General features: G+C 62.1%; 26 protein-coding genes. 14 read left to right on the forward strand and 12 right to left on the reverse strand.

What is annotated here, in order from left to right; all coding sequences use genetic code 11:
* Positions 1–5: 5 nt before the first annotated feature.
* Together argB and argC are read right to left on the reverse strand one after the other, a co-directional pair.
* Positions 6–779: an acetylglutamate kinase gene (argB, locus tag NTZ43_13310; protein MCX5768192.1), complete on the reverse strand. Its 774-nt coding sequence runs from the start codon at positions 777–779 to the stop codon at positions 6–8.
* An 8-nt stretch (positions 780–787) separates the two neighbouring features.
* Complete coding sequence (gene argC, locus NTZ43_13315; protein MCX5768193.1) at positions 788–1,741, reverse strand: N-acetyl-gamma-glutamyl-phosphate reductase; 954 nt, start codon at positions 1,739–1,741, stop codon at positions 788–790.
* Positions 1,742–1,853: 112 nt separating this feature from the next.
* Between argC and NTZ43_13320 the strand changes: the two genes are divergently transcribed.
* The 3 genes from NTZ43_13320 to NTZ43_13330 all read left to right on the forward strand — a co-directional run bounded on the left by NTZ43_13320 (position 1,854) and on the right by NTZ43_13330 (position 4,410).
* Entirely contained in the window at positions 1,854–2,309 is a 456-nt protein-coding gene (locus tag NTZ43_13320) for an arginine repressor (protein MCX5768194.1), read from the forward strand.
* A gap of 148 nt (positions 2,310–2,457) precedes the next feature.
* Entirely contained in the window at positions 2,458–3,852 is a 1,395-nt protein-coding gene (gene argH / locus NTZ43_13325) for an argininosuccinate lyase (protein MCX5768195.1), read from the forward strand.
* Between the two features lie 162 nt (positions 3,853–4,014).
* Positions 4,015–4,410 carry a hypothetical protein gene (locus NTZ43_13330; protein MCX5768196.1) on the forward strand — a complete coding sequence of 132 codons (396 nt, stop codon included), beginning with the start codon at positions 4,015–4,017 and terminating at the stop codon, positions 4,408–4,410.
* A gap of 36 nt (positions 4,411–4,446) precedes the next feature.
* On the opposite strand, the gene NTZ43_13335 is transcribed toward NTZ43_13330, so the two are convergent.
* Both NTZ43_13335 and NTZ43_13340 read right to left on the reverse strand, forming a co-directional pair.
* On the reverse strand, positions 4,447–4,656 hold the full coding sequence (locus NTZ43_13335; GenBank protein ID MCX5768197.1) for a cold-shock protein: 210 nt from the start codon (positions 4,654–4,656) through the stop codon (positions 4,447–4,449).
* A gap of 227 nt (positions 4,657–4,883) precedes the next feature.
* Positions 4,884–5,315 carry a hypothetical protein gene (locus NTZ43_13340; protein ID MCX5768198.1) on the reverse strand — a complete coding sequence of 144 codons (432 nt, stop codon included), beginning with the start codon at positions 5,313–5,315 and terminating at the stop codon, positions 4,884–4,886.
* 99 nt (positions 5,316–5,414) lie between these two features.
* On the opposite strand from NTZ43_13340, the gene ispG reads away from it, so the two are divergent.
* A complete protein-coding gene (gene ispG, locus NTZ43_13345; protein ID MCX5768199.1) occupies positions 5,415–6,671 on the forward strand; it encodes a flavodoxin-dependent (E)-4-hydroxy-3-methylbut-2-enyl-diphosphate synthase in 1,257 nt (418 codons plus the stop codon).
* Between the two features lie 51 nt (positions 6,672–6,722).
* Here ispG and NTZ43_13350 read toward each other — a convergent pair whose 3' ends face one another.
* The 4 genes from NTZ43_13350 to NTZ43_13365 form a co-directional block, all read right to left on the reverse strand.
* The gene (locus tag NTZ43_13350) at positions 6,723–7,322 is read right to left on the reverse strand and encodes an HD domain-containing protein (GenBank protein ID MCX5768200.1); all 600 of its coding nucleotides are present in this window, start codon (positions 7,320–7,322) and stop codon (positions 6,723–6,725) included.
* A 213-nt stretch (positions 7,323–7,535) separates the two neighbouring features.
* Positions 7,536–8,471: a hypothetical protein gene (locus NTZ43_13355; protein MCX5768201.1), complete on the reverse strand. Its 936-nt coding sequence runs from the start codon at positions 8,469–8,471 to the stop codon at positions 7,536–7,538.
* Positions 8,472–8,550: 79 nt separating this feature from the next.
* A complete protein-coding gene (locus NTZ43_13360; protein ID MCX5768202.1) occupies positions 8,551–9,063 on the reverse strand; it encodes a plastocyanin/azurin family copper-binding protein in 513 nt (170 codons plus the stop codon).
* A gap of 116 nt (positions 9,064–9,179) precedes the next feature.
* Positions 9,180–9,908, reverse strand: a complete 729-nt coding sequence (locus NTZ43_13365) for a thioredoxin domain-containing protein (GenBank protein ID MCX5768203.1) — start codon at positions 9,906–9,908, stop codon at positions 9,180–9,182.
* A 351-nt stretch (positions 9,909–10,259) separates the two neighbouring features.
* Between NTZ43_13365 and hisG the strand changes: the two genes are divergently transcribed.
* From hisG to hisIE, 9 genes are read left to right on the forward strand one after another with little or no spacing between them, the layout of a single operon-like run.
* Positions 10,260–11,123, forward strand: a complete 864-nt coding sequence (hisG, locus tag NTZ43_13370) for an ATP phosphoribosyltransferase (protein ID MCX5768204.1) — start codon at positions 10,260–10,262, stop codon at positions 11,121–11,123.
* Positions 11,120–12,421 (forward strand): histidinol dehydrogenase, encoded by a 1,302-nt coding sequence (hisD, locus tag NTZ43_13375; protein ID MCX5768205.1) that lies wholly within the window; start codon positions 11,120–11,122, stop codon positions 12,419–12,421. Before hisG ends, hisD begins: the two co-directional genes overlap by 4 nt.
* Positions 12,421–13,479, forward strand: a complete 1,059-nt coding sequence (locus NTZ43_13380; GenBank protein ID MCX5768206.1) for an aminotransferase class I/II-fold pyridoxal phosphate-dependent enzyme — start codon at positions 12,421–12,423, stop codon at positions 13,477–13,479. The genes hisD and NTZ43_13380 overlap by 1 nt, the downstream gene beginning before the upstream one ends.
* On the forward strand, positions 13,470–14,063 hold the full coding sequence (gene hisH / locus NTZ43_13385; GenBank protein MCX5768207.1) for an imidazole glycerol phosphate synthase subunit HisH: 594 nt from the start codon (positions 13,470–13,472) through the stop codon (positions 14,061–14,063). Before NTZ43_13380 ends, hisH begins: the two co-directional genes overlap by 10 nt.
* Positions 14,060–14,773, forward strand: a complete 714-nt coding sequence (locus NTZ43_13390; protein MCX5768208.1) for a 1-(5-phosphoribosyl)-5-[(5-phosphoribosylamino)methylideneamino] imidazole-4-carboxamide isomerase — start codon at positions 14,060–14,062, stop codon at positions 14,771–14,773. The genes hisH and NTZ43_13390 overlap by 4 nt, the downstream gene beginning before the upstream one ends.
* Positions 14,770–15,315, forward strand: a complete 546-nt coding sequence (locus NTZ43_13395; protein MCX5768209.1) for an imidazoleglycerol-phosphate dehydratase — start codon at positions 14,770–14,772, stop codon at positions 15,313–15,315. Before NTZ43_13390 ends, NTZ43_13395 begins: the two co-directional genes overlap by 4 nt.
* Positions 15,312–16,079 (forward strand): imidazole glycerol phosphate synthase subunit HisF, encoded by a 768-nt coding sequence (gene hisF / locus NTZ43_13400; GenBank protein ID MCX5768210.1) that lies wholly within the window; start codon positions 15,312–15,314, stop codon positions 16,077–16,079. The genes NTZ43_13395 and hisF overlap by 4 nt, the downstream gene beginning before the upstream one ends.
* On the forward strand, positions 16,076–16,855 hold the full coding sequence (locus NTZ43_13405; GenBank protein MCX5768211.1) for a histidinol phosphate phosphatase: 780 nt from the start codon (positions 16,076–16,078) through the stop codon (positions 16,853–16,855). Before hisF ends, NTZ43_13405 begins: the two co-directional genes overlap by 4 nt.
* Positions 16,852–17,445 carry a bifunctional phosphoribosyl-AMP cyclohydrolase/phosphoribosyl-ATP diphosphatase HisIE gene (hisIE, locus tag NTZ43_13410; protein MCX5768212.1) on the forward strand — a complete coding sequence of 198 codons (594 nt, stop codon included), beginning with the start codon at positions 16,852–16,854 and terminating at the stop codon, positions 17,443–17,445. The genes NTZ43_13405 and hisIE overlap by 4 nt, the downstream gene beginning before the upstream one ends.
* 30 nt (positions 17,446–17,475) lie before the next feature.
* On the opposite strand, the gene NTZ43_13415 is transcribed toward hisIE, so the two are convergent.
* Entirely contained in the window at positions 17,476–18,783 is a 1,308-nt protein-coding gene (locus NTZ43_13415) for a pitrilysin family protein (GenBank protein ID MCX5768213.1), read from the reverse strand.
* Entirely contained in the window at positions 18,780–20,117 is a 1,338-nt protein-coding gene (locus NTZ43_13420; protein MCX5768214.1) for a pitrilysin family protein, read from the reverse strand. The genes NTZ43_13415 and NTZ43_13420 overlap by 4 nt, the downstream gene beginning before the upstream one ends.
* A gap of 43 nt (positions 20,118–20,160) precedes the next feature.
* Here NTZ43_13420 and murB point away from each other — a divergent pair, with 43 nt between their 5' ends.
* A complete protein-coding gene (gene murB / locus NTZ43_13425; protein MCX5768215.1) occupies positions 20,161–21,159 on the forward strand; it encodes a UDP-N-acetylmuramate dehydrogenase in 999 nt (332 codons plus the stop codon).
* Here murB and NTZ43_13430 read toward each other — a convergent pair.
* Positions 21,156–23,378, reverse strand: coding sequence for a hypothetical protein (locus tag NTZ43_13430; GenBank protein MCX5768216.1), 2,223 nt, complete (start codon positions 23,376–23,378; stop codon positions 21,156–21,158). The genes murB and NTZ43_13430 overlap by 4 nt on opposite strands.
* Positions 23,379–23,437: 59 nt before the next feature.
* The gene (locus tag NTZ43_13435) at positions 23,438–23,743 is read right to left on the reverse strand and encodes a hypothetical protein (protein ID MCX5768217.1); all 306 of its coding nucleotides are present in this window, start codon (positions 23,741–23,743) and stop codon (positions 23,438–23,440) included.
* Positions 23,744–24,433: the final 690 nt, after the last annotated feature.

Here is a 24,433-nt window from a genome sequence, read left to right on the forward strand (position 1 = left end):
AAAACTCACGCGTGAGAAGAGTGAAGCACGATCCGTGTGCCGGCATTCGCATCAGCGATACCCGCGAGTCCCGCAACGCGCACTGAGGCAACACCGCCCCGAAGTGCCGCCAGTGCCGCATCCAGTTTTGCTGCCATACCGCCAGCAGCGACGCCGCTCGTCGTCAGCGCCGTCACACCCGCTTCGTCGAGCAGCGGAATCACGTTCCCGCTGTCCAGCACACCAGGAACATCTGCCACAAATACAAGTTCGTGTGCGCCGAGTGCCGCGGCCAATGCCGCGGCGGCATCATCGCCATTCACATTGAGTCCGGAGCCCTGTGCATCCTCTGCGTCACGGGCCAGGGGCGACACCACCGGCACAAATCCGCCGGAGAGCAACAGGTGAATCAACCGCGGATGCACCACCACGTGCCCGCCAACTCGGCCCATCGTCGCAGCGTCCGTCGCGCGCGCCAGAAACAGCCCGCTGTCTTCGCCCGATATCCCCACCGCATTCACCCCCGCCGACAACAACTGCGCCGTTAGACGCTTGTTCGTCGTCCCCGAGAGTACCATACGCACAATTTCCAAATCCTCCGCGCTCGTCACACGCCGGCCGCCGTGAAATTTCGGCTCTAATCCAAGACGCCGCTGTAACGCCGACACTTCGTCGCCGCCGCCGTGCACCACGCACAGTTCCGCCGCGCCATCAGTCGCGCCATCAGTCACGTGCGCGGCCGCCACCGCGAGCTCCGCGGGCAACCGCGCATCGCCCTGCGCCCGTCCGCCGATCTTCACCACGCGTATCAAACCGGCAACCCCGCGGATTCTTCAAAACCAAGCATCAGATTCGCATTCTGCACCGCCTGCCCAGCCGCGCCTTTCATCAAGTTGTCGATGGCCGACAACACGAGCATAGTAGGCGTGCGAACGTTCTGTAACATCGTTGCATGAATCCGGACGACGTTCCGATGATTTACGTGCCGCAGTTCCGGTGGCGCATCCGACAGTTCAATGAAGCGCTCGCCCGCGTAGCGCGCGCGAAACGGGGCCATCGCATCGGCAACGGCTGCGGTAAGCGGGATCGTGATCGACGATAAAATTCCCCGCGCAATCGGCAAGAGATGCGGCGTGAAGATCAAATCCGCATCCGCGCTCCACTCACCCATCATGGCGCGCATCTCGTTGAGGTGACGGTGCGTGTTGCCAATGCCGTACGCGCGATAGTTCTCCGTGATTTCACCAAACAGGAGATCCGTGCGCGCCGAAAACCCAGCACCGGTCACACCGCTCGCGGAGTTGGCAATCACTTGTGCACCCGGTGCGACCAGCCCCTGCTCCACGAGCGGCAACAACGCCAAGAGAATCGACGTGGGATAGCACCCAGGGTTCGCCACCACGTCTGCGCCGCGAACCTGCTCCCGCCGCAGTTCGGTCAGCCCGTACGGAACGCCCGATGTGTCATTCCCAATGCGAAGATCGTGCGACAGATCCACCACCTTTGCGCCGGCACCCCGCGCGCGCTCAACCCAGAGCTTTGACGCGCCGTGCGGCAACGAACTGAACACGAGCGCCGCCTCAGCAAGTGGGGCGTCGTCGGTCGCGACAAAGGTCACCGCCCCCCCACCTGGGAGTTCGGCAGACTTTCCGCGCTGCTCATTCGCCGTCGCAAAAGCCAGCGACATCCGAGGATGGCGCAGTACCAACGCACACAGCTCTCGGCCCGCATACCCACTCGCGCCGAGCACTCCAACTGGCATTCTATGCATTGATGAATGCATAAACTCTCACTAGTTACTTGTCAAGTTGCCTTACGCTCATCCCTGCTCTGAGCTAAGCTCTCTTTTGCCCCTCTGACTCGCCCCGGACGATATGAATAAGCGCGAACGACAACAGATTATCCGCGAAATTATCGCCACTCGGCTCGTTGGCAGCCAGGAAGAACTACGACAGTTCCTCGCCGAGCGCGGCCTTGATGTCACACAGTCTACCTTGTCGCGCGACATGCACGACCTGCGCATTGCCCGCGTCCCCACGCAATCCGGCGTCCGATACACCGTAGCGGAATCCGCCGGCGATGAAAAGGGGCGCGCCACACTCGCCGCGATCTTCCCACAACTCTTCGGGCGACTCGATACCGTCGGCGAGCTCATCGTCGTCAAAACGGTCGTGGCCGGCGCCCAGCCGATCGCCGAAGCCATCGATTCCGAAGGCAACCCCGATGTCTTGGGGACGATCGCCGGCGAAAACACCATCCTGATCATCTGCCGTTCCGAATCGGCGCGCGACCGCACCGCCAAGCGCCTGCTCGCCCTCGCCCGCAAATAGCCGGCGAATATCCGCCCATTTTGGCGCCTCGTGAGACACTCCAAGGCCCCTTGAAATCGCATATTTATGTGAATATGTTTATTCTCATCGCCTTGCTCACCAATACCCGCCCCAAATCTCCTATGCGCACCCCAGCGCCGGCCGCCCCGTGAGCGGCGGCGAAGACGCCAAGACGCACAAGCTGTGGGGAGGCCGTTTTTCTGAAGGCCCCCACCCCGCACTCGACGCCGTCAATCGCTCCATCGGCGTGGATTTTCGCCTGTGGCCCCACGATATCCGACTTTCCAAGGCGTGGGCCCTCGCCCTCGGTGAGGCCGGGGTCCTGTCTCCGGACGACGTCTCGCGTGTGCGCTCCGGTCTCGATCGCGTCGCCGCGCGTTTCGCGGCCGGCGCACCACCGATCGCCACCGACGAAGACATTCACACGATGATCGATCGCCTCCTCCATGAGGAGGCCGGCGAACCTGCGTCGCGCCTGCACACCGGCCGGAGCAGGAATGATCAAGTCGCCACCGCCACCCGTCTTTGGGCGATCGATGCGATCGGGCGCATCGAAGTGCTGCTCCGCGATCTCCAGCGCGCGATGGTGACGCAAGCGGAACAACTCGAGCACGATCTTATTCCGGCCTACACCCATCTCCAGCGCGCGCAGCCCGTGAGTGCTGCGCATTGGATGCTCGCGCACTTCTGGCCACTCGAGCGCGACCTCGTGCGTCTCGCCAATGCGCGCCGCAGTGCCGCCGTCATGCCGCTGGGCTCCGGCGCCATCGCGGGCTCTGCATTCCCGGTGCCGCGTGCGCTCCTGCAGCGGGAACTCGGGTTTGATTCCGTATCACCCAACTCCATCGACGCCGTTGGCGATCGCGATTTTATCGCAGAACTGCTCTTTGCGTTGGCGCTCACTGGCACGCACCTCTCTCGCCTCGCCGAAGATCTTATTCTGTTTGGGTCCAGTGAGTTCGGGTTTGTGCGCTACGGCGACGGTTTCAGCACCGGCTCCTCGATGATGCCCCAGAAGCGCAATCCAGATGCGCTGGAGCTCGCGCGCGGCTCTGGGTCGCGTGTGTTGGGCGACCTGGTCGCTTTGCTCTCGACCATCAAAGGACTCCCGAGCGGTTACAACAAGGACCTCCAAGAGGACAAACGGACCCTGTTTGACGCGATCGATTCCCTGGAACTACTGCTTCCAGCGGTCGCGGGCTCCGTGGCCACGCTCACATTCAATCGCACGCGAATGCGCGCCGCGGTCTCAAGTACGATGATGGCGACCGACCTGGCCGATTATCTGGTTCGGAAACGGGCCACATTCCGCGATGCGCACGGTGCTGTTGGCAGGCTGGTGAGAGAGGCCGAGGAGAAGGGGTTGGAACTCACGGAGCTGCCGTGGAGCTCTTTTGCGGCCGCTCACCCCCTCTTTGAGCAGGATGTATTGAAGGAACTTGACCCAGCGCACACGGTATCGCATCGTGAGATTGAGGGAGGCACCGGCCCATCTGCGGTAAAGGCGCAGCTCATGAGAGCCCGTGGTCTAGTGGGTGGTTGAGTGAGCAGGGTCGGATGTGTCGACAGGTAAGCATAAAAACATTTGTTTCTTATAATGATACAAACGACAGTCATAGAACGCTTTATGACTGTCGTTTGCTTTACTTACTCCATCTTTGCCGGTCACTACCTATTTTACTTTTATTTGAGTATATTTGTAGCCATGCGACTCACCACCGCCATGGCCTCGACAGCACTCGGCGTTCCAGTAAAATTCCTCGATAATATCCTGACCCGGGAAGCCGCCTCACTCCTCCCGCTCGGCAAGCAAGGAAAGAGCCGGCAAATCCCGGTTGCCGTCATCGAGCAGCTCTGCGTGGCCCTCCTGCTCCAAAGGGAACTCGGCACCCCGATCGCCAAATCCCTCCAAATCGCCCAGCAACTCGTCGAAGGCGCGGGGCAGGCCGCCATCGGAAAACTTGGCGCCATCACCTTCGACATCGCGCGCGTCCGGCGGTCGCTCCACCAAGCCATCGCCCAAACGCTCGAGGAAGGCTCCAACCCCACCCGGGGACGCCCGCGCCAACACCAGAAAACCAAACGGGGCGCCTCCTTTTAGGAGGCGCCCCGCCAGGTGAAGCGACGTGCGAAGCGCTTAGGCAGGCTTCGTGACGTTCTCTGCCGCCGGACCCTTCTGGCCCTGTACGATGTCGAACTCCACCGCATCGCCCTCGGCCAACGACTTGAAGCCGCTGCCCTGGATCGCGCTGTAGTGGACGAAGCAATCCTTCGAGCCATTGTCGGGCGTGATGAACCCAAAGCCCTTCGCATCATTGAACCACTTCACCTTGCCAGTCGTACGCATGCCCAACTCCTGTGTGATGATTGATGCAGGGAGCGGAACGCGCCGTACCCTGACAATCTGTTCTGCGCCGCAGGACCCCAATATCCCCCGCGCTGGATCGCCCTAAATCCGTCAGCCTCGGCTGAGTGGAGAAAGAGTCGTATGAACCTATGCCTCCCAAAAGAAAAGAGCAATAGTTCCCATCCGCACGCGCCGGAGCCCTCTAAATCCGCATCCCGAACCGACTTTTATTGACCAATACTCCGCACCTGCTCCACGAAATACCCCGTCTCGCCAAAGCAGGAACTGGGCACCCCACGGTGCTCCTTGTAGTAGAGCACCACACGCCCCTTGGCCATCGCCGCATTGATAGCCTCTGCTAGGGAATCGCTCCGAACCGTAAATGTAAAGATTTGGCTCATCGCCCCCGGCATATTCACCATCGCCAGCTCCCCCTCCCACGTCTTACAAACCCACCCCTTTCGCGACAGTTTCTGCACGAAGCCGGAGCGCTCGCCGCTTGAGTACGTATAGGTCAGCGTGAGCCCGGCCCAAATCGTAAACAGCAGCACCGGCACGATAATCACGACCACGAACGTCGCTTTCCCCCAATGGCGCCTCAAAAAACCAGGGCGCGAAGCGGGTTCGGGGATCACGGGGGAGTTCGTGGCGTCGGTCATCGCGACTTCCTCAGCAGGGGATTCGGGAAAGAAGGGAAGGGGCGGTTCGCTTTCACACGAACCGCTCGGCACTTCAAGCGCTTCCCAGTAGTTTAGTGCATGCAACCTGTTCCGGACTTGCCAGTGGTCTTCAAACCTCGCCGCCCTTCCGTCACTGCCGTCGTTGGAGCCGTCCCCATCGGGGCCGGTCATCCCATTGTCGTGCAGTCCATGACGAACACCGACACCGCAGACGCCGCTGGCACCGCCGCCCAAGTGGTCGCCCTCGCCGTCGCCGGGTCGCAACTCGTCCGCATCACCGTCAACAATGACGAAGCGGCCGCGGCCGTGCCAGAGATCGTCCAGCGCGTCGCCGATGCGGGCTTTGGCGTCCCGATCATCGGCGACTTTCACTACAACGGTCACCTGCTCCTCAAAAAATTTCCGGCCTGCGCACGCGCACTCGCCAAGTACCGCATCAACCCCGGCAACGTCGGCGCCAAACATCGCGATGACAACTTCCGTACTATCGTGCAGATCGCCGTGGAGCACGATAAACCCGTACGCATTGGCGTCAACTGGGGATCGCTGGATCAAGACCTCCTGACCACCATGATGGACGACAACGCCCGGAGCGCCACGCCCCGCATCGCGAAGGACGTCTATATGGAAGCGATGATCGAGAGCGCGCTACGGTCCGCAACACTCGCCGAAGAGACGGGCCTCGCACACAACCGCATCGTGATCTCGGCAAAAATTTCACAGGTGCCAGACCTCCTCGACTGCTACCGTCGACTCGCCGCGCGCTGCGACTACCCGTTGCATCTCGGACTTACCGAAGCCGGACTCGGGACGAAGGGCGTGGTCGCCACAACCGCCGCGCTCGCACTCGTGCTCGCCGAAGGCATCGGTGACACGATTCGCGTGTCACTCACACCGCGCCCCGGCGGCGATCGCGCCGAAGAAGTGTACGTCGCACAGCAGGTGCTCCAGTCGCTCGAACTCCGTTCCTTTGCGCCGCAAGTCACCAGCTGCCCAGGCTGCGGCCGCACGACGAGTACGTTTTTTCAGAAAATGGCAGAAGACATCCAGAACTACGTGCGCGAGCAGATGCCCGTGTGGCGCACGCAGCACCCCGGAGTCGAAGAACTCAAAGTCGCCGTGATGGGCTGCATCGTGAATGGGCCGGGCGAATCCAAGCACGCCAACATCGGAATCTCACTCCCGGGAACATTCGAGGAACCAAAGGCGCCCGTGTATATCGATGGCGCGCTCTCCGTGACCCTCAAGGGAGATCACATCGTCCCTGAGTTTCTCGAGATTCTCAATACGTATGTGGCGCGACGCTATCCGTCCGGTGCCAGCGCGACGACCTAACGCGCGGCGCACGCAGCGCACGCAGCGCACGCGGAGCGCGCGGCGCGCGGCCTAGAGAAATTCTTCGAGCGCCTCAGTCACCGCGCGCAGCTCGTCCAGAATCGGCGCGGTAAAACCCAGCGCTGCCAACCGATCGCACACCGCGCGATACCACCGGATCGTCCCTTCGCGTCCACTCGCGAATCGACTCCACACGGTATCCGCATCTACCGTGCGCCGTAAATCGGTGAGCAGGGAACGACCGGAGTGAATTTTGTCCGCCGCACACACCCACCGTGCGGCATCTCCCGCGCCGGCCAGCCGTTCGAGATAATCCGCGCGCCGTTCGTCTTTGTCGAGTTCGTTACCGTCGTCGTCAATCCGCCGTTGCGTGACCGTCAACAGCGCATCCAGAAGGGGCGTGCCGAACTTGTCGCCAATGCGCTCATCCAGCGTCTCGCGGGTCCACCCCTCGCGCAGACAGTCTTCAATCACATCAAGCAAAATACCGGCGACGACAGTTTCCTCGTCTTGCCCGTATCGCGTCAGCATGATGGCGACATTCGCCGGCTGCGTGAGATAGGGCAGCCGCGTGCCTTTCCGCACCTGACGATCATGGTGCTTCGCCGCGAACGCGAGCGCGTGATTGATACGATCCGAGTAGCCAGTCATCGTCAGGTGCGAAACATATCCAGCGGGAGAGCACGCCGCTCAAAACAACTGGCCACCTGACCAGCGCCCCTGACGCGAATGAAAAACGCTATGAGGAATGCAGGTGAACAGGATCCTGAAGCGTAAACAGCAAGCGAATAATCACCAGGCACAAAGTTGTGCGCATCCGCAATTTATCGGCAATTGACCTTATACTGGCTTTATGCTGTTCGTTTACTGGCGCGATAATGTGTGTTTTTCTACCAGTGCCAGGCCGTGCACATGGGGGGTTGTTTCAGTAAAGAGCAGCGACTTCCAGGCGGCAAGCGCCATGAGTGTGGTGACCTGAAGTTCGATGCACAGAATTACCATTGCCCCTTCGATGAGCCCTACGGCGCGGCGCGCCGCACGCGCCCCCGGTGCGACCACAACACAAAAATCGTGTTCGAGGAGAAACTCCGTGAGTTCAGCGGTCGTCCGCTCCGGCACATCGCGCCGGAGTGCACCGCCGGGAATAACATCGATGCTCAATCCACTGTTGGCGCCAACGGCGAGCGTGACTTCGCGCCACAGTCGCACGCCCGCCATGGCGTCACTAAAGCCGGGCTCGGTGCGAACACGATAGAAGGCCGCGGCCGGCGAGCGTTCGTTGTCGAGATCAATCACCAACGTGGCTCGGGTATCCGTGGCCGCGGCGTGTGCAATCCCGGCGGCGGTACGTGCCACAATCGCGGGGTCATCTCCGGTGACAATCACGGTGTGTGTGCGTGCGCCTGCAGGCGACACACTCAAATACATCAACCGGTGCGGATCCAGTGCGTCGTGGTTGGTGTGTGACCGCGGACGTCGATCACTCACGGTGGCTAAGACGGGCACGCCGAGGAATCGTTCGGCTTCGTGCGCATCCGCGACGTGCGCCCGCGCCATTTCTCGAGCCAAGTTGATCGCGTAGCCAGCAATCAATCCAACGATCAATGACGCGGCCACAAGGGCAAACCACGCGCCCTCGTCGTGCCGTTGCCCGCTGGTCGCCGAATAGAGTGCGGCAAACACAACACCCACGGAGAGCAGGGAGCTCACCGCAAGGCGCGCGTCACGTCGGCCAGCGAGTGCGGCTCGAGCGGCGAGCCATTCGGCACGTCGGCGGGGAGGAGGAGAGTGGGGCGACATGGACGATCGAAACTACTCCATGGGAATGGAAAGCGGGCGCCCGGAAACCGGACGCCCGCCTCACACCATGACTGTCAGCCTACTGAACGATGATCTTGCCCTTCATGTTCATCGCCAGGTGCGGCGTGCAGTTGAACTCATACGTGCCGGCCTTGATGCCACCCAGCGACAGAACAAACGTCTCGCCCGGGTTCATCTTCAGACCGCTCGAGAGCTCGGCCATCTTGTCGGCGCCAAAGTTGGCATCGAGCTGTCCTTTGACGTCCGCCGGAAGCTTGGCGGGATCAAACGCGACGTTGTGCGGTCCGCCGGTCACCATGATGAACTTGATGCCGTCGCCCGTCTTCGCCTTGATCTCGGCGGGCTCATAACGATAGCCCTTTTCGTCGCCGATCATCTTCACTTCAAACGTGGTGCCCGTGATCGGGGCAGCCGTGCCAGCCGCCGCCGGAGCCGCTGCCGAAGCCGCTGCCGAAGCCGCTGCCGCCGGAGCTGCAGCCGGAGCCGCCGCTGCTTCTTCCTTCTTCTCGCCACCACCGCAAGCGCCCAGCACCACAGCGCTCGCAACGAGCGCAACACCGATGAACCGCATGATCAAGCCTCCAGGCCCAAAACAGAATCAGGTAAGCAGTCGGAACGGAATACACTGCACGCAGTTGTGCAGAGTCCGAAAAATATTCATTTGGAGGGGTGGATGCAACCGAAGAACTACGGGGTTTTTGGGGGTACGGACGCTTGTTTGAGCGAATCTTGGAGGCCTCGGAGGGCAACGGAGTCCACCACCTTCTTGGTCGGAATCTTGAGCGGGGGCGGGGGGGCCTTTTCTGGGGTTCCGGCGGCGAATGCGGTCAGGACCGCATTCATCCAATCCCAGTCCTGGGCCCCGAAATAGGCCTTGCCGTTCACAAAGAAGGCCGGCGTCCCACGTACCCCTTTCAGCCGGGCATCGTCCTCGGCGGCATCAAGGCGCTGCTGATGGGTCCGGCTCGCGGCACAGGCGGAAAATGCCGTGGTGTCCAGCCCCATTTCGCCTGCGTACCCGCGTAGGGTGTTCGGGATATCAGGTTCCCGTTTCCATTTGTCCTGTCGGGCGAACAGCAGCTCGTGCATCTCCCAGAACTTTCCCTGCGCTGCGGCGCAGACCGTGGCTGCCGACCCAGCGACACTGCCGCGATGCCACGCGAGATCGATGACCGTGAGACGGAGTTTCCCAGTCTCTACCCAATTTCGCCGCAGCAGCTCGGCGCCAGCCGTGGAGAACTGTCGGCAATCGTCGCACACAAGATCGTCGTAGTAGGTGAACTGAATAGGCGCTGTTGTCTCTCCCTGTACGTACGCCACCGGTGAGGTGGCGTCGGCTTGACGGGACTCGCCTCGAGAGCAGGCCGCGAGGGCGGTCACGAGGGCAGCGGCGACTATCGGAACGACTCGACGCATCGGGCACCTATAAGGAACGAGGAGACAGTCGGGAGCATATTCGGCGCCGGAACATCACACCGCACGCAGTGCGGTGTCGACGGAAGATCGCGCCACAGGAATCTTTGCGCTGGTACGTCCTCGCGCCACCGCTTGCTCGCCTTCGCGATTGACGCACCGGTGACCGTCTACTACCCTTCTTGTTATGACACGCCGCTTTCATCTCCACGACCTGCACCACCACGCCCTGACGGGTCGCGGTATCATGTCGTGCGTTCGAGTGGCTGTCTAAAGCGCTCTGATCTGCCTCAATGATTCCGGCCCGTCCTCTCTTGGACGGGCCTTTTTTTTCTCGCCACATCTCAGTGACTCATGCTTCGCATCGCACTTCCCAATAAAGGACGCCTGCACCAAGACTGCCGTGAACTGCTCGCGGACGCTGGACTTGCGGTTCGCGCATCCAGTGAACGGGCGCTGACCGCATCGCTGGGTGGTGAGTTCGAGGCCATCTTTGTTCGCGCGCAAGATATTCCCGAGTTCGTCGCAGACGGCGCGGCGGACGCCGGTATCACCGGGTGGGATCTCGTGGTGGAATCGGGGCGACCGTTGACCTCTCGGCTGGACCTCGCCTTTGGTCGATGCACGATCGTCGTCGCCACGCGTGAGGACAGCGGCATCCGCGCCGTCGCTGACATTCCCGAGCAAAGCCGCGTGGCCACCGTGTTTCCAAATATCACGCGCACATTTTTCGCGGACCAAGGCAAGTTGGTGGTGCTGGCCCCGGTCTCTGGTGCCGTGGAAATCGCACCGCACCTCGGCATCGCCGATGTCATTGTGGACATTACCTCCACGGGGTCTACGTTGCGCGTCAACGGACTGCGCCCGGTGTGTACGGTCATGGAATCAAGCGCGCGCCTCATCAGCGCCGCCGCGCCACTCGCCGATGTCCAAAAAGTTCGGGCGCTCGACGAGCTCGTTATGGCGCTGCAATCCGTGCTCGCCGCGCGTGGGCGACGATATGTGATGGCGAACGTGCCGCGCGCGCGCCTCGAGGAGGTAAAGCGCGTGTTGCCCGGGATCTCAGGACCCACCGTCATCGACGTGATGAACGGCGGGGCGATGGTCGCCGTGCACGCTGTCGCGCCAGCCGACACAATCTTCCGCACCATCGCCGACCTCAAGGCACTCGGCGGCGAGGGCATCCTCGTCACGCGCATTGAACGGTTAATGGCATGATCACCGTGGCCGTTCGCGCCGACGTCTCGCGCTTGTCCGCTGCCGAGCGGACCATCCTCTTTGATCGATCAACCAGTGCCGACCCGGCGATTCGAGCGGCAACCGCTCGGCTCATTGAACGCGTGCGCCTCGAAGGGGACGCAGCCCTCATGGCGATGGCGCGCGAATTTGACGGAGCATCACTCGAGGCACTCGAGGTCCCACGCACGGCATGGCGTCGCGCACTGGAAACACTGGATCCCACGCTCATCGCCGCTCTCGAGCGTGCGGCCGAAAATATTCGGCAGGTGCACGAAGCCTTCAAGCCGGTCGCCCGTGAAGTCGTGACGGCGGATGGCGTGGTCGTGGGGCGGCGTCCCGATCCCTTGGCGCGTGTGGGGGTGTATGCGCCGGGTGGACGCGCCACGTATCCGAGTAGCCTGCTGATGGGCGCCGTCCCCGCTCGCGTCGCGGGGGTTGGCACCGTGATCGTCTGCTCGCCCCCAACGGCCACAGGACTGCCGGCGGCAGTGCTGCTCGCGGCCGCCGAGATTGCTGGTGTGGATCGTATGTTCGCCGTTGGGGGAGCCGGCGCGATCGCTGCGCTCGCATTCGGCACCAACAGTATTCCGCGAGTGGATCGTATTGTGGGGCCGGGCAATGCGTACGTTGCAGAGGCGAAGCTTCAGGTTGCTGGCACCGTAGCGATCGATTCACCGGCAGGCCCCAGCGAACTCTTGGTCATCGCGGATGAGTTTGCGGACGCGGACGTTATCGCACGCGAAATTGTGGCGCAGGCGGAGCATGACCCGCTCGCTGCCGTCGTCCTTGTGACCACCGCGCCATTGCTGATCGACGCAGTGGAACGGGCGCTCGCGCCACTCATCGCCACCACACCTCGCGCGATGATTGTTCGCGAGGCGCTCGCCGCTCGCGGTGGGTTGGTCACCGCTGCAACGCTCGCCGAGGCAGAAGCATTTGCGGCGGAGTACGCGGGAGAACATGTGTTGGTAGCCTGCCGAGACGGCGACGGCGTCACCGCGCGGCTTCGCAATGCCGGCACCGTTTTTGTCGGCACCGCAAACAGTGTCGCGTTCGGCGATTATCTCAGCGGCGCCAACCATGTGCTGCCGACGGGTGGTTTGGCGAGGAGTTATTCTGGACTATCCACGATCGATTTTTATCGCTGGACGACGTGGCAGCGCGTCGACCGTGCGGCCGCCGCGCGTCTCGCCGCAGATGTAGGAATCCTCGCGGACGCCGAGGGATTGCCGGGGCACGCCGCCACGGCACGACACTGGATGGAGGGGACACCATAATGCGCCGCAGGACGACGCAACTCGCGCGCGAGGACCTGGCGAAGATTCCGCTGTACAACGCCGATGCGCGCGTGGAAATCAACCTCGCTGACAACACGAATCTCTGGGGATCACCGCCGGCGGCGATCGCGGCCATGCAGTCGGTGGTCGACGGTGGCGCCGCAGGCTACCCTGATCTCTATGGTGCCTCGCTCAAACAGGCCGTCGCGCAGATTCATGGCGTTGAGGCGTCCTGCGTGGTCACGGGGAACGGTTCGGACGACGTGCTCGACTGCGCGGTGCGCGCGTTCGCTGGGGCGGGCGATCTCGTGGCGCACCCCGATCCCACGTTCGTCATGCTCCCAATCTTTGCGCAAATCAACGGCCTCCGACCAGTGGCGGTTCCGCTCACGGCTGACCATCAAATGGATGCTGACGCGCTGCTCGCGACCGGCGCGCGCATTATTTATCTCTGCACCCCCAACAATCCCACCGGCACCGCCACACGTCCCGAAACAATCCTTCGGATCATTGCCGAAGCACCGGGGCTCGTGATCATTGACGAAGCGTACGCCGAGTTCAGTGGCATGGACGGATTGATCGGGCAGGCGGCTGCGCTTGAGCGTGTGCTGGTGTGCCGTACGCTGTCCAAGGCATACGGCCTTGCCGGACTGCGCATCGGATACGGCGTGGCATCGCGTCACATCATTGACGCGGTCGAACGATCGCGTGGTCCGTACAAACTCAGCACGGTCGCTGAAGCAGCCGGCGTCGCCGCCATGCTCCAGGACGCAGACTGGGTACGCACGCACGCAGCGGAATGCGTCCGCAATCGCGACCGCTTGGCAGCGGAACTTGCCACGCTCGGGCTGAGGGCGCTTCCGTCCGACGCGAACTTTCTGTGCATTCCAACTCCGCACGCTCTGGCGATCACGGCGCACGCACGATCACTTGGCATCGCGCTCCGCGCCTGGGCCAACCTTCCCAACATTGGTCCGGCACTACGTATTACCGCCGGTCCGTGGCCGATGATGGAGCGCGCATGCAGCGCCATCCGAGAGGCACTCGCGTGCGTGTGACGTTATTCGACTACGGCGCGGGAAATCTCCATTCTCTGGCCAAGGCACTGCAGGGGAGAGGTCGCGTCGTGGTGATCGAACCAAATCCAATCCGTGCGATTGAAACAGACTTTCTCGTCTTACCTGGCGTTGGCGCCTTTGGAGCGGCCTCCGCCGCGCTGGCTCCGGGCCGTGATGCTATGGCGACCGCAATCCGCGCCGGATTACCGACGTTGGGAATTTGTCTCGGTATGCAGCTGCTGTGCGACGCCAGCGACGAAGGGCCTGGTGACGGACTCGGCATCGTGCCAGGGCGGGTCGAAAAACTGCGCGCGCGGCACACACCGCAAATCGGGTGGAACACCATTGATGACACCCGCGACGTACTCTTTGCAGCGCCGAGACTCGGCATTGCATACTATGCCAACCGCTATGTGTGCCGCCCCACAGACCCTGATGTGGTGATCGCGTGGTCCGTGCATGAAGCAGATCGTTTTCCTGCGGCTATTCGGTGCGGTCGGGTGATTGGCGTGCAATTCCACCCAGAGAAAAGTTCGGCGCCCGGCCTCGCTTTTCTGCAACGCGTCATTGCGGAGGCTGCATGATTGTCATTCCCGCTATCGATCTTCGGGATGGATGTGTCGTGCAGCTGGTCGGCGGCGATTTTGCAAAGGAAGCGGTGCGCCTCGACGATCCGCGCGAAGTCGCACAACGGTGGACGCGGCTTGGTTTTTCGCGACTCCACATCGTCGATCTCGACGCCGCAACGGGGCGCGGATCCAATGCGCCGATCGTGCGCGAGTTGTTGCGCGATGCCAGCGTGCAGATACAGGTCGGCGGAGGTATTCGGACGACGGATCAAGTGACAGAGTTGTTCGACGCCGGCGCAACGAGTGTGGTGGTGGGCACGCGTGCGCTCGAAGATCGGGACTGGCTCGACGAAATGGCACACGACCACCCCTTTGGGATCATCGTGGCCGCCGATGTACGTGAGCGTCGCGTCGTCACGCATGGATGGGCGCGCGATTCTCGACGCTTGATTCTCGATGTGATCGAGGATCTCGCGGGACTGCCACTCGCGGGATTGCTGGTCACGGCGGTTCACCGTGAGGGACAAATGAAGGGCACGGATCTGCCGCTGATGGAAGACGTCGCAGAGGCGAGTGCCTGGCCGGTCCTCGCCTCTGGCGGTATTGCTTCGCTCGCGGATGTACGTTCGCTCGAGGATCGCCGCATTGCCGGTGCGGTCCTTGGTATGGCGCTCTATACCGGTGCCATTGATCCCCACGTTCTTGTTGAGGAATTTGCGCAATGAACACGCCTGTCATCATCACGCGCGAAACAAGCGAGACGGTCGTGCGTGTCGAGGCCGTGGTCGGCACCGGCGTCGCGCAAATCAAAACGCCTGAGCGTTTCCTTGATCATATGCTCACCGTGCTCGCCCGGTACTCCGGCGTCGATCTCACAGTATCCGCCACTGGTGACCTGCGCCATCACATCATTGAAGATGTGGCGCTGGCAGTCGGCGCCGCGCTCGCTGGTATCGTCCCGCCCGGTGCAGCGCGTTACGGCGAACGCACGGTCCCTATGGACGAGGCGCTCGTGCAGGCGGTGCTGGATGTCGGCGGACGGCCGTTCTACCGCGGCCCGTTGCCCAGCACACTGTACGAACACTTTATGCGCTCGTTCAGCGATGCGTCAAAGTTTACCCTGCATATCCGAGTGCTGCGCGGTTCCGATCGCCACCACGTCATTGAAGCGGCATTTAAGGCGCTGGGGTTTGCCTTGCGTCAGTCGCTCAGCGATACCGGTAGCGTCTTCAGTACGAAAGGCGCGGTCCGGTTGGAGCGGTCGTGACGCTCACCCGCCGGCTCATCGTCTGTCTCGATGTGCGCAATGGTCGCGTCGTCAAAGGGACCAATTTCGTGGGACTCCGTGACGTGGGAGATCCCGTCGCGCTCGCCGAGCAGTACGAACGCGACGGGGCGGATGAATTGGTGTTTTTGGATATTGCCGCAACGCACGAAGAACGAGCGACACTCCTCGACGTCGTTCGGCGTACGGCAGAGCGACTGTTTATTCCACTGACGGTCGGTGGCGGCATTCGTTCGGTTGAGGACATCGCCTCCGTCTTGCGCGCAGGCGCCGACAAAATCGGAATCAATTCGGCGGCTGTGCATAACCCGTCGCTGATCAATGAGGGCTCGTCGCGATTCGGCGCGCAATGTATCGTTGCGTCTATTGATGCCAAGCGCGAGGGAGATCGCTGGGTGGTCTACACGTCCGGCGGCCGTACGCGCACGGACCTCGACGCGGTAACATGGGCACAGGAGTGTGCGACGCGCGGTGCCGGGGAGATTTTGCTCACGAGCATCGATCGTGACGGTGCTCGCACCGGTTACGACATTGCCCTCACGCAGGCCATTTCGTCTGTGGTCGATGTGCCGGTGGTCGCCAGCGGCGGGGCGGGGCTCCCTGAGCACGTCGCCGCGGCGATTGCCGACGGGGGGGCGGACGCCGCCCTCGTGGCCGGTATTCTTCATGACGGAGTGACCACGATCGCGGCACTCAAAAGCGCGATGCGTATGGCCAACCTTTCAGTACGAGACACTGCCGCATGAACGAATCTGCCGATACGCTGATGCAAGCCGCCGCCGAAGTTGCGCGCATCGCCGGTGCGACGGCGCTCCAGTACTTCCACACGAATGTCGCCGTGGAATGGAAGGCAGACGGCACGCCGGTAACCATCGCTGATCGCGCCGCGGAGCGCGCCGCCCGTGACTGGATCGCCCAACGGTTTCCGGACGACGGCATTCTCGGTGAGGAGTTCGGTGAGCAGGTAGGGCGAAGTGGGCGTCGGTGGATTCTCGACCCCATCGACGGAACCAAGTCGTTCGTGCGCGGCGTGCCACTGTGGGGTTCTCTGGTTGCCGTCGCCCATGACGACGTCGTACTGGCGGGCGCCGCGTCCTTTCCGCCTCTCTCAGAACTCATCGCGGCCGCTCCTGGCTGTGGCGCGTGGTGCAACGGCGTACGCGCCCACGTCAGCACGGTGGATACCATTGAGAGTGCCACCATGCTCGTCACAGACGACCGAACCCCAGGTCCGGCCGCCGCGCATCGCGGCTGGCAGGAGCTACACACGCGCGCCGCGGTCAGCCGAACATGGGGTGACTGCTACGGCTACCTCATGGTGGCCACCGGTCGCGCAGAAGTCATGATTGATTTCACGCTCGGGGACTGGGACGCCGCATGTTTTCAACCGATCATTACGGAAGCCGGTGGTGTGTTTACGGATCTCGTGGGGCATCCGACCGCGTTCGGCGGCAATGCGGTCGCGACCAACGCCGCGCTTGATACCGCCGTCCGCACGCTGTTGCGAGGTTCCACACCATGACATGTGATATTGCGGCATTGAACTTCGAGAAAAGCGGCGGCTTGGTTACGGTCGTCGCGCAGGACGCCCGCTCCGGTCGGGTATTGATGGTAGCGCACGCCGATGCGGAAGCCTTGCAGCTGAGCCTCGACACCGGCGAGATGCACTACCGTTCGCGCACGCGCGGTCTCTGGCACAAAGGCGCGACAAGCGGTAACACCCAGCAACTCGTGGAACTGTTCATGGATTGCGATGCCGACGCGGTGCTTGCCCGCGTGATCCCGGCCGGTCCGGCCTGTCACACGGGCGCCACCACCTGTTTTGGCGAGGGTGCTGCAGACACGCTCGGCGAACTCGATGCCACCATCGATGCTCGGGCGGGCGAGAGCAACGCGACCGGCTACACGGCAAAGCTCTTGGCCGACCGAAACACTCGCCTCAAGAAGATTGGCGAAGAGGCGAGTGAACTCGTCACCGCATGCGCCGACGGAGACGCCGTGCGTGCGACCGAGGAGGCGGCGGATTTGATCTACCACACGCTTGTCGCGCTACATGCCGCTGGCGGAACGCTCGATGGCGTGCGCGACGTCCTACGCGCGCGGCGGCGGTAATCATCCCGCCGCGCGATTCTCTGCGGTCGATTACGGAAAGCTGAGCAAGCGCTCGCGCGGCATGCGTGCAGGATCACCGACGTACGCCCAGCGGATGTCGCGGAAGTATTGCGCGACAACGCGCTTGATGTCGTCGCCAGTTACGGCACGCAACTCACTGACAAATTTTGATCCGGCTCGAAAATCACCGCGGAAGAGTTGTGCGCGCGCGAGAAAATCCGCCTGCGCCGTTGTGGTTTCGTTTTCGAGGAAATACTCCGTAATAAACTGTGCCACCAATGGCGCGAGATTTTCGGTCGGAATATTCGCCTTCGCAATGAACTGCACTTCCTTTTTCATCAGCGCAATCGTCGTGTCCGGCGCCGTCGTGGTGACATACAACGCAATTGACGTCAGGCCGCGGTCTCGGTAATTCGCGCTCACCGCATACGTCAGATTGCGCTTCGAGCGAATTTCGGAGAAGAGGCGTCCCGAGAGCACGGCGGCCGCCACCCGCAAGGCCGCAGCGTCGCGATGGTTGGCCGGCGGTCCGGCAATGACCCCCTGTATATAGTTGGTCGGGAGCGTCCGCCGAAGAAAGACGGCATCGGTGGGCAACGACGCACTGGCCTCTGGCGCTTTCCATTGATACGAACCGGCTGGAAGCGTACCAATCGTCGTCCGGACCAACGTTTCAATTTTCTCGCGTGCCACATTGCCCACCACCACCAGGAGCATGCGTGACGTCACAAACTGATCGCGATGATACCGGCGCAACTGCGCACGCGTAATACTCGAAATCGTTTCCGCCGTTCCGACGGCGGACAAGGCGTACGGCTGTCCGGTGTATGCAATACTGTCGGATAAATAGTCGAGCATCGCGTCGGGACTATCGGCGCGCTGACGGACGCCGCTCAAGAGTTGCGTCCGCACCAGTTCGACTTCCGCGGAGTAGAGCGTTGGATGCATCACACGGTCGGCGAAGATCGCCCAGGTGGAATCGAGCTCCTGTGGTGTTGTTCGAATACTGATGGTGGTCCAATCTTCCCGAGGGGCAATCCCGATTTCGCTCCCCGTGCGCGCTAGGGCGCGACGCATCGCATCGCGTGGATATTTCGTGGACCCACGCTCCGAGGCCGCGAGCAACAGGCTTTCGGTGCCTGCGGTCTGTGGCGTGGCCTGCCGCAACCCACCGAGCAAATACAGGTTCGCCACGACAATACTTGCCGGCGTCCGGCGCTGAATCACCTGAACACCACTCACGACGTAGCGCACCGTGTTGCTGTCCGTATCCTGCGCGCCCACGACTGATGCGGGCGCGGTCAGCGCACAGGCGAGAACCATCAGAGCGCGCTTCATGGCGTGGCCCTCGCGCCGATGGTGCTCAACTCCAACACATTCAGTCCGATCCGACGACGATCCGGAGCCGTAAGCATCACCCCCGTGATATGGGGACGGTCAATGATGTACTTGTTCGCATACGCACGAAGATCGGCGGCCGTGCGTTTGCCCATTTCATCGTTGTACTTCATATAGTAGTCGAGCCCCGACACGCTCCACCAAAAACCAATCGTGTGCGACGACTCCGAACTGCGCTCAAGCCCAAACGCCGTGGACACGGAGCGATTCGCCTTGGTCGCGTCCAGTTCTTCTTGTGACATGTATCCGGGCTGCGTAACCACCAGCCGCAGTTCCGCAAACAACGCGCGGAGTGCCTCGCGAAGTTTATCGGGAGTGGTCTGTCCGCTGATCGAGATGGGGCCAACGTTGTTGAGCGTGTAGTAGTTCACACCAACGCCCTGCCACAACCCCGTATCGACCAGCCGTTTCTGAAAGCGAGACTGCGGGTTATTGAGTACATCCGAGAACACATCGGCCACAAAGGTCGCGTCCTCGTCCTTTCGCACACTGGGGCCTTGCCACTGAATGAGGACGGTCACCGCATTCACGTCCTCTTCCACAATCACGGCGTCGCTCTTGACGAGCGGCGGAATCGTGGGCACCGGCACTTTCACAAACGGATCTTCACCGCGCGGCCAGACTCCATAAATACGCTCCGCCATCGCGAACGCCGCCGACGGATTGACATCACCAGATATGATTAACACCGAATTGTTGGGCACGTAGTACAGGTCGCGAATACGGCGCATTTTGTCCGGCGTGACGGTGGAAATCACTTGCCGGTCGCCAATGACGTTTTTTCGGCTCCACTGATCGCTCCACAGCTTCTTTCCCATCGCCTCTTCAAGGCGGAAGAATGGCTGAGATTCGTTGCGGTCATATTCACCGATGACCACCTGCCGTTCGCGTTCTAACTCATCCTGACGGAACTTGGGGCCCAGCAACGCGGCCACGAGATACCGCATCGCCCCTTCTACTGAGTCCGAGGCCACGGTCAGGTAGTAGTTGACCTGCTCTTCCCGCGTCTGCGCATTAAACACGGCGCCCAGCTCGCTGGCTTTGTCGATGTACTGGTCAACAATCGGATACTGGTCGTTGGCCTTGAAGAACATGTGTTCATATAGATGGGCCAGCCCAGCGTATTCGGGCGACTGGGTGAAGGAGCCGTTGCGCACCGAAACTTCCACGGTCGCCAATGGCACCCCGTGGTTTTCGAGCACCACCACCTCTAACCCGTTCGGCAGCACCCGACGCTGGATCACCTTTTCCAAGACGGCGCGCTGAGCCAGCACCGGGGCCGCCCCAACCATACAGAACAGCACAGCGCTGGCGAGAGTGCGCGAGCGCTTGTTGATTACCGATAGTATGCCCAAAGAAATCTCCCGTCCGGCTGGCGCGGCTGACGAACTGATTCGTGCCCTTCGCCCTTCACTCGCGGCCGATCGACTGCGCCCCGGCATCCCGTTGGCGCCGTACACCACCTTTCGTATTGGCGGTCCGGCCGACGTCCTGTACGATGCCACATCGGCCGACGATCTCGCTACGGCTGTCACCGCTGCACAATCCGCCGGAATCCCGTGGTTTGTCCTCGGACTCGGTGCCAATATCCTGATCGGCGACCTCGGATTCCGCGGATTGGTCATTCGGAACTGTGCCCGCGAGTTCGATGTTCCGCGTGAGGGAGCCATCCACGCCGGCAGCGGTGTCATAATCGCCGACCTGATTCCAGAAGCCGTCCGTCTGGGGCTCTCTGGGCTCGAACACTATGTCGGCATTCCCAGCACCGTCGGTGGGGCCGTCTGGCAAAACCTGCATTTCCTCTCGCCGGCCCCCGAACGTGCGCGGACCATGTTCATCGCGGAAGTCGTGGAGTCCGTTGACCTCCTGACCGGGGCGGGTGTCCGTCAGACCGTCAGCGCTGCCGAAATGCGGTTTGGATACGACACGTCCCGCCTCCACGACAGTGGCGAGATCGCGCTTGCCGTCACCTTCGCCCTAACTCACGGTGATGAAACCGCGATGCGGCGCACCATGCAGGAGAATCTCGACTGGCGCGGCGCGCGACACCCTCATCTCGACGTGGAACCGAGCGCTGGATCGATTTTCAAGAAGATCGAAGGCGTAGGGGCGGGTCGGTTGATCGATGACTGTGGACTCAAGGGCTTTCGGATTGGCGGTGCTCAGATTTCTCCGTTGCATGCCAACATCATCGTGAATGTCGGCAACGCCACGGCCTCCGATGTGCGCGCCGTCATCGCGCACGCACAAGCTGCTGTGCTGGCGCGCAGTGGCCACCACCTCGAACCTGAAATCGGGTTTATCGGAGAGTTCTAAAACCGCTGCCCAAACTCGGCGCGTACGCGCCAGGCAGCCGCGTGATCAACGGGTCGGGCAATCGCCACACCGAGCGCACCGCCAAAGAATCGGACTCCAGCGCTCACCGACGAGCGTACGCCATCGGTGATCACCGCACTTGGCGTAAGGCGCCGCATCGCAACCCAGTCGGCCGCACTCGTGGCGCCAGTCCAGCCCGACTGAAACGACAGCGACAGCGCGGGATCAAGGGCCGGCAACCAAACCCGCCCATACAGATGGAGCGGCGCGCGCCACCAGCCGAGCCGATACATCGCCAATCCGCGTGCCGTCGCTGCTTGGGTCCCCGTGAATTCCTTGTACTCATATCCTGGAAGATTCAGCTCACGCCCCATTTCAAACAATTGTTGCGTGGGAGTATTTCCGGTCACAACGCCAGCATCCATGCGCGCGGCAAAGGTCCATGCGTTCACATTGCGACGCGTCGTGGCCCGCGCTTCCACTCGCTGAAAGCGAAGCGTCCCGTCACCACGGAGATAGTTCACCGAGAATCCCGTACCGGGTCGCAAGAACTCGGCCTGCACATTGCGATTCCATTCAAATGCCAGTGCGGTGCGCAGATACTCGCCGGCATCGACCGGGCGATTCGGCACAAACGGTTCACGTCCAACAAGACCGTGCGCGAGATGTTGAACCGCTGATTGATCCCGTGCCCAGCCAACGTCAAGGCGCAGTAAACTGTTATCGCCGTTAAACAACCGTGACGCCTGTACGCCGGCGCTCCAACGATCGACATAGTCATGATCATCAACACCAAACAGCGCGCCGAGTGTCGAAATGGAATCCAACCCGTTTGAGAAATCGTTCGTCGGGTCGAGGGAACGCCCACCACGCGCGGCGAATCGCCAGGGTCGACGCGCCAATTCCACACTCATGCGCCCGCGCACGGTCTGCTCGCTCCACGCGTACCCCACGTTGCCGCGCGCGATCAGTCCAGGAAAGCGGTCGCGCAAACGCACGGATGCCCCAATTCCCGTGTACGGCCCCTCGATTCTGTTGACATGCACGACATCCTGAAAGTGCTCGGCCTGAACCGCGAAGATCGGTGGACCGGTCGAACGCCAACGCGTGGGGGCGACATCTACAAAATCTTCGGAACTCACTGTCGCGCTGGCCGTGCCGATCTGCTCTCGCCACTTCACGTATCGCGCTAACGAGTCGGCACTGGCAAAGCTGAGCACATGAGGGCGAGCCGCGAGCGTGTCGGACACGGACGGTGTTCCGTGAGTGTCCTGCGGTGCGGCGCGCGACGCGCGGGCTGAATCCACTCCCAACACGGCGACGTCGCCCGCGCGCGCGGCTTCAATTTCAAATCCTCTAAAGCGGGTCAGAATTCTGAAGATGGCCTTTCCTTCCCCCAGAACAGGCGCAAGCCCCTGCGCCTCAAATCGCTGGTATTGGGGCAGCCAGAATTCACTATTAATCTCGCTGTTCACGAGCTCAACAAACACACCCGCATCGAGGGCCGTGGCGCCCCGCAGGATCGCTCCAACTCCAAACGCCTGAGGGGCTTTTGTTTCGGTAAACGATCCACGCATACGGACCACATGTTTGCGCGCCGCATCAAGATCCACCTCCCCATTGAACGCAACCGTGCCCGCCGGCAGCGCGGCGCGCGGCGTCACATCAATGCGCACAATGTTGATCACGCGGTCGCCGATCGTGAGCGATTCGATGGTATCGCCACCGGCAAACCGATAAATCGTCTCACGATCATCCGCGAGCGGATGCACGGCCCACTGCCGCGCACCCTCGGCGCGCTTGGTACCGGTTGACCGCCGCCGAGGTGCCGCGTTGCGCCCAAAGAGTAAGGCCAACCGATTGCCATAGAGGCTTGGCACCGCCCACGCGTCCTCGAACAGGCCAATCGTTGCGAGTTGCGGACCGAGTGACTGCGACCGGTACCCCGTGACGTGCTGATCTACCTCACCCGTGCGCTTCCACGTGAGCGCGCTGGCCACTTGTTCAACCGATGTCGTGATTTCGCGCCCGGAACTTCCGTCCCGAAATCCGAGTGAAATCTCGCTTTCGAGTTGCGCAGCGTACTGACCAAGCCCCGGTGGCACCCGGTGATTGATGACGCTTGCCTCCGCAACCAAGCGACGCAGCGCCAACGAGGTATACGTGGCGGTGTCGGGAGTCTGTGTGACGACCTGAACGAGCAGCAGCAGAGCGAACATGGTGACCGATAATGAGTGTTCGCACCGCCACGGGCGGATCGAACCGAGAAGTACTCGTCCTACGTGAGTTGGGTCAGCGTCCGAAGGCGATCTACAACGGTCTGCGTGAGTTCGTGCAACACGGCAGCGTCGGGCAGGGTGCGCGCGATCACAAAGCTCAGCCCTGTGTCCGCGAGGAGCGCCTCTGCCGCGCGGCGAACAATAATCCGGATCTCCGCTGGTGCCGACGCGCATTCGCCGACCACCGACGCACGAAGCGCCAGGAGCGCGACCACATCTTCGGCCCAGGCGCTGTCCGACGCCGCCTGACCGCCGGAGAGAAAACCATTGCACAGCAACGCGAGCAGTGCGTGAGCGGCGGTCACTCGCACAACGACACCTCCCCCAACATCAAACCCGTTCGTAAGCAACAGTGCGTATTCGATCCACGGCATTCCCGGTTGATCATCGTCCCCACTCACCTGCTCGAGATCAAAGTCAGGTCCGCCAGGAACACGCCACCGATCTGCCGTCGGTCCACGCTGTACACGCTCCAGTCCGAGCGCTCGAAGCTCGGCTCCTACTCGGTCAACGGAGTAAGAGGTCAGCACCCGCAACGTTGCGTCCTCGCGGTGGCGCGCCGGTGCGAGCACGACAGTTTCTGTTCGGAGAACTTCCGCAGCGGCGCGCCCAGCAAAGACAACGCGGTTCAGCAGTGGCCCGATGGCCTTGGCAACATCAACGAGCGAGTGCTCTCCGCTGTTTCCGGGGGTAAGGGGGGTAAGGGGGGCGAGGGGGGCGAGGGGCGGTGCCCCGTTTTCGGCACCGTAGTTCAATTGCTCACGGATCTGGCCGAGGGCCCAACCGCGCTCGCGAACCCCAGCCGTCCGGATCACATCCACCCAGACGAGGAGGCGGTAGAGGGTGGGGTTTCGCTCAGCGAGGTCGGCCGCTCCTGGGAACAGGGGAACGAGACCACGCCCACGGGTTGGCCCTCCAGCCTTCGGCCAGACAACGGACCGCGGGGCCGAACCGATGTCATCTGGCATGGTATCGGCGACAGCAGTTTCGACTCC

The organism is Gemmatimonadota bacterium (assembly GCA_026387915.1).
In the GTDB taxonomy this organism is placed as follows: Bacteria; Gemmatimonadota; Gemmatimonadetes; order Gemmatimonadales; family Gemmatimonadaceae; genus Fen-1231.

What these genes read in the sequence shown, in the direction of transcription:
- hisD (MCX5768205.1), top strand. Translation starts at nt 11,120, where the DNA reads ATGATCACCGTGGCCGTTCGCGCCGACGTCTCGCGCTTGTCCGCTGCC.
- NTZ43_13335 (MCX5768197.1), bottom strand. Translation starts at nt 4,656, where the DNA reads ATGCGTACGACTGGCAAGGTGAAGTGGTTCAATGATGCGAAGGGCTTT.
- NTZ43_13430 (MCX5768216.1), bottom strand. Translation starts at nt 23,378, where the DNA reads ATGTTCGCTCTGCTGCTGCTCGTTCAGGTCGTCACACAGACTCCCGAC.
- NTZ43_13355 (MCX5768201.1), bottom strand. Translation starts at nt 8,471, where the DNA reads ATGTCGCCCCACTCTCCTCCTCCCCGCCGACGTGCCGAATGGCTCGCC.
- NTZ43_13360 (MCX5768202.1), bottom strand. Translation starts at nt 9,063, where the DNA reads ATGCGGTTCATCGGTGTTGCGCTCGTTGCGAGCGCTGTGGTGCTGGGC.
- argC (MCX5768193.1), bottom strand. Translation starts at nt 1,741, where the DNA reads ATGCCAGTTGGAGTGCTCGGCGCGAGTGGGTATGCGGGCCGAGAGCTG.
- NTZ43_13390 (MCX5768208.1), top strand. Translation starts at nt 14,060, where the DNA reads ATGATTGTCATTCCCGCTATCGATCTTCGGGATGGATGTGTCGTGCAG.
- NTZ43_13340 (MCX5768198.1), bottom strand. Translation starts at nt 5,315, where the DNA reads ATGACCGACGCCACGAACTCCCCCGTGATCCCCGAACCCGCTTCGCGC.
- NTZ43_13330 (MCX5768196.1), top strand. Translation starts at nt 4,015, where the DNA reads ATGCGACTCACCACCGCCATGGCCTCGACAGCACTCGGCGTTCCAGTA.
- NTZ43_13405 (MCX5768211.1), top strand. Translation starts at nt 16,076, where the DNA reads ATGAACGAATCTGCCGATACGCTGATGCAAGCCGCCGCCGAAGTTGCG.
- hisG (MCX5768204.1), top strand. Translation starts at nt 10,260, where the DNA reads ATGCTTCGCATCGCACTTCCCAATAAAGGACGCCTGCACCAAGACTGC.
- NTZ43_13415 (MCX5768213.1), bottom strand. Translation starts at nt 18,783, where the DNA reads ATGAAGCGCGCTCTGATGGTTCTCGCCTGTGCGCTGACCGCGCCCGCA.
- NTZ43_13365 (MCX5768203.1), bottom strand. Translation starts at nt 9,908, where the DNA reads ATGCGTCGAGTCGTTCCGATAGTCGCCGCTGCCCTCGTGACCGCCCTC.
- NTZ43_13320 (MCX5768194.1), top strand. Translation starts at nt 1,854, where the DNA reads ATGAATAAGCGCGAACGACAACAGATTATCCGCGAAATTATCGCCACT.
- hisIE (MCX5768212.1), top strand. Translation starts at nt 16,852, where the DNA reads ATGACATGTGATATTGCGGCATTGAACTTCGAGAAAAGCGGCGGCTTG.
- NTZ43_13395 (MCX5768209.1), top strand. Translation starts at nt 14,770, where the DNA reads ATGAACACGCCTGTCATCATCACGCGCGAAACAAGCGAGACGGTCGTG.
- NTZ43_13350 (MCX5768200.1), bottom strand. Translation starts at nt 7,322, where the DNA reads ATGACTGGCTACTCGGATCGTATCAATCACGCGCTCGCGTTCGCGGCG.
- ispG (MCX5768199.1), top strand. Translation starts at nt 5,415, where the DNA reads ATGCAACCTGTTCCGGACTTGCCAGTGGTCTTCAAACCTCGCCGCCCT.
- NTZ43_13380 (MCX5768206.1), top strand. Translation starts at nt 12,421, where the DNA reads ATGCGCCGCAGGACGACGCAACTCGCGCGCGAGGACCTGGCGAAGATT.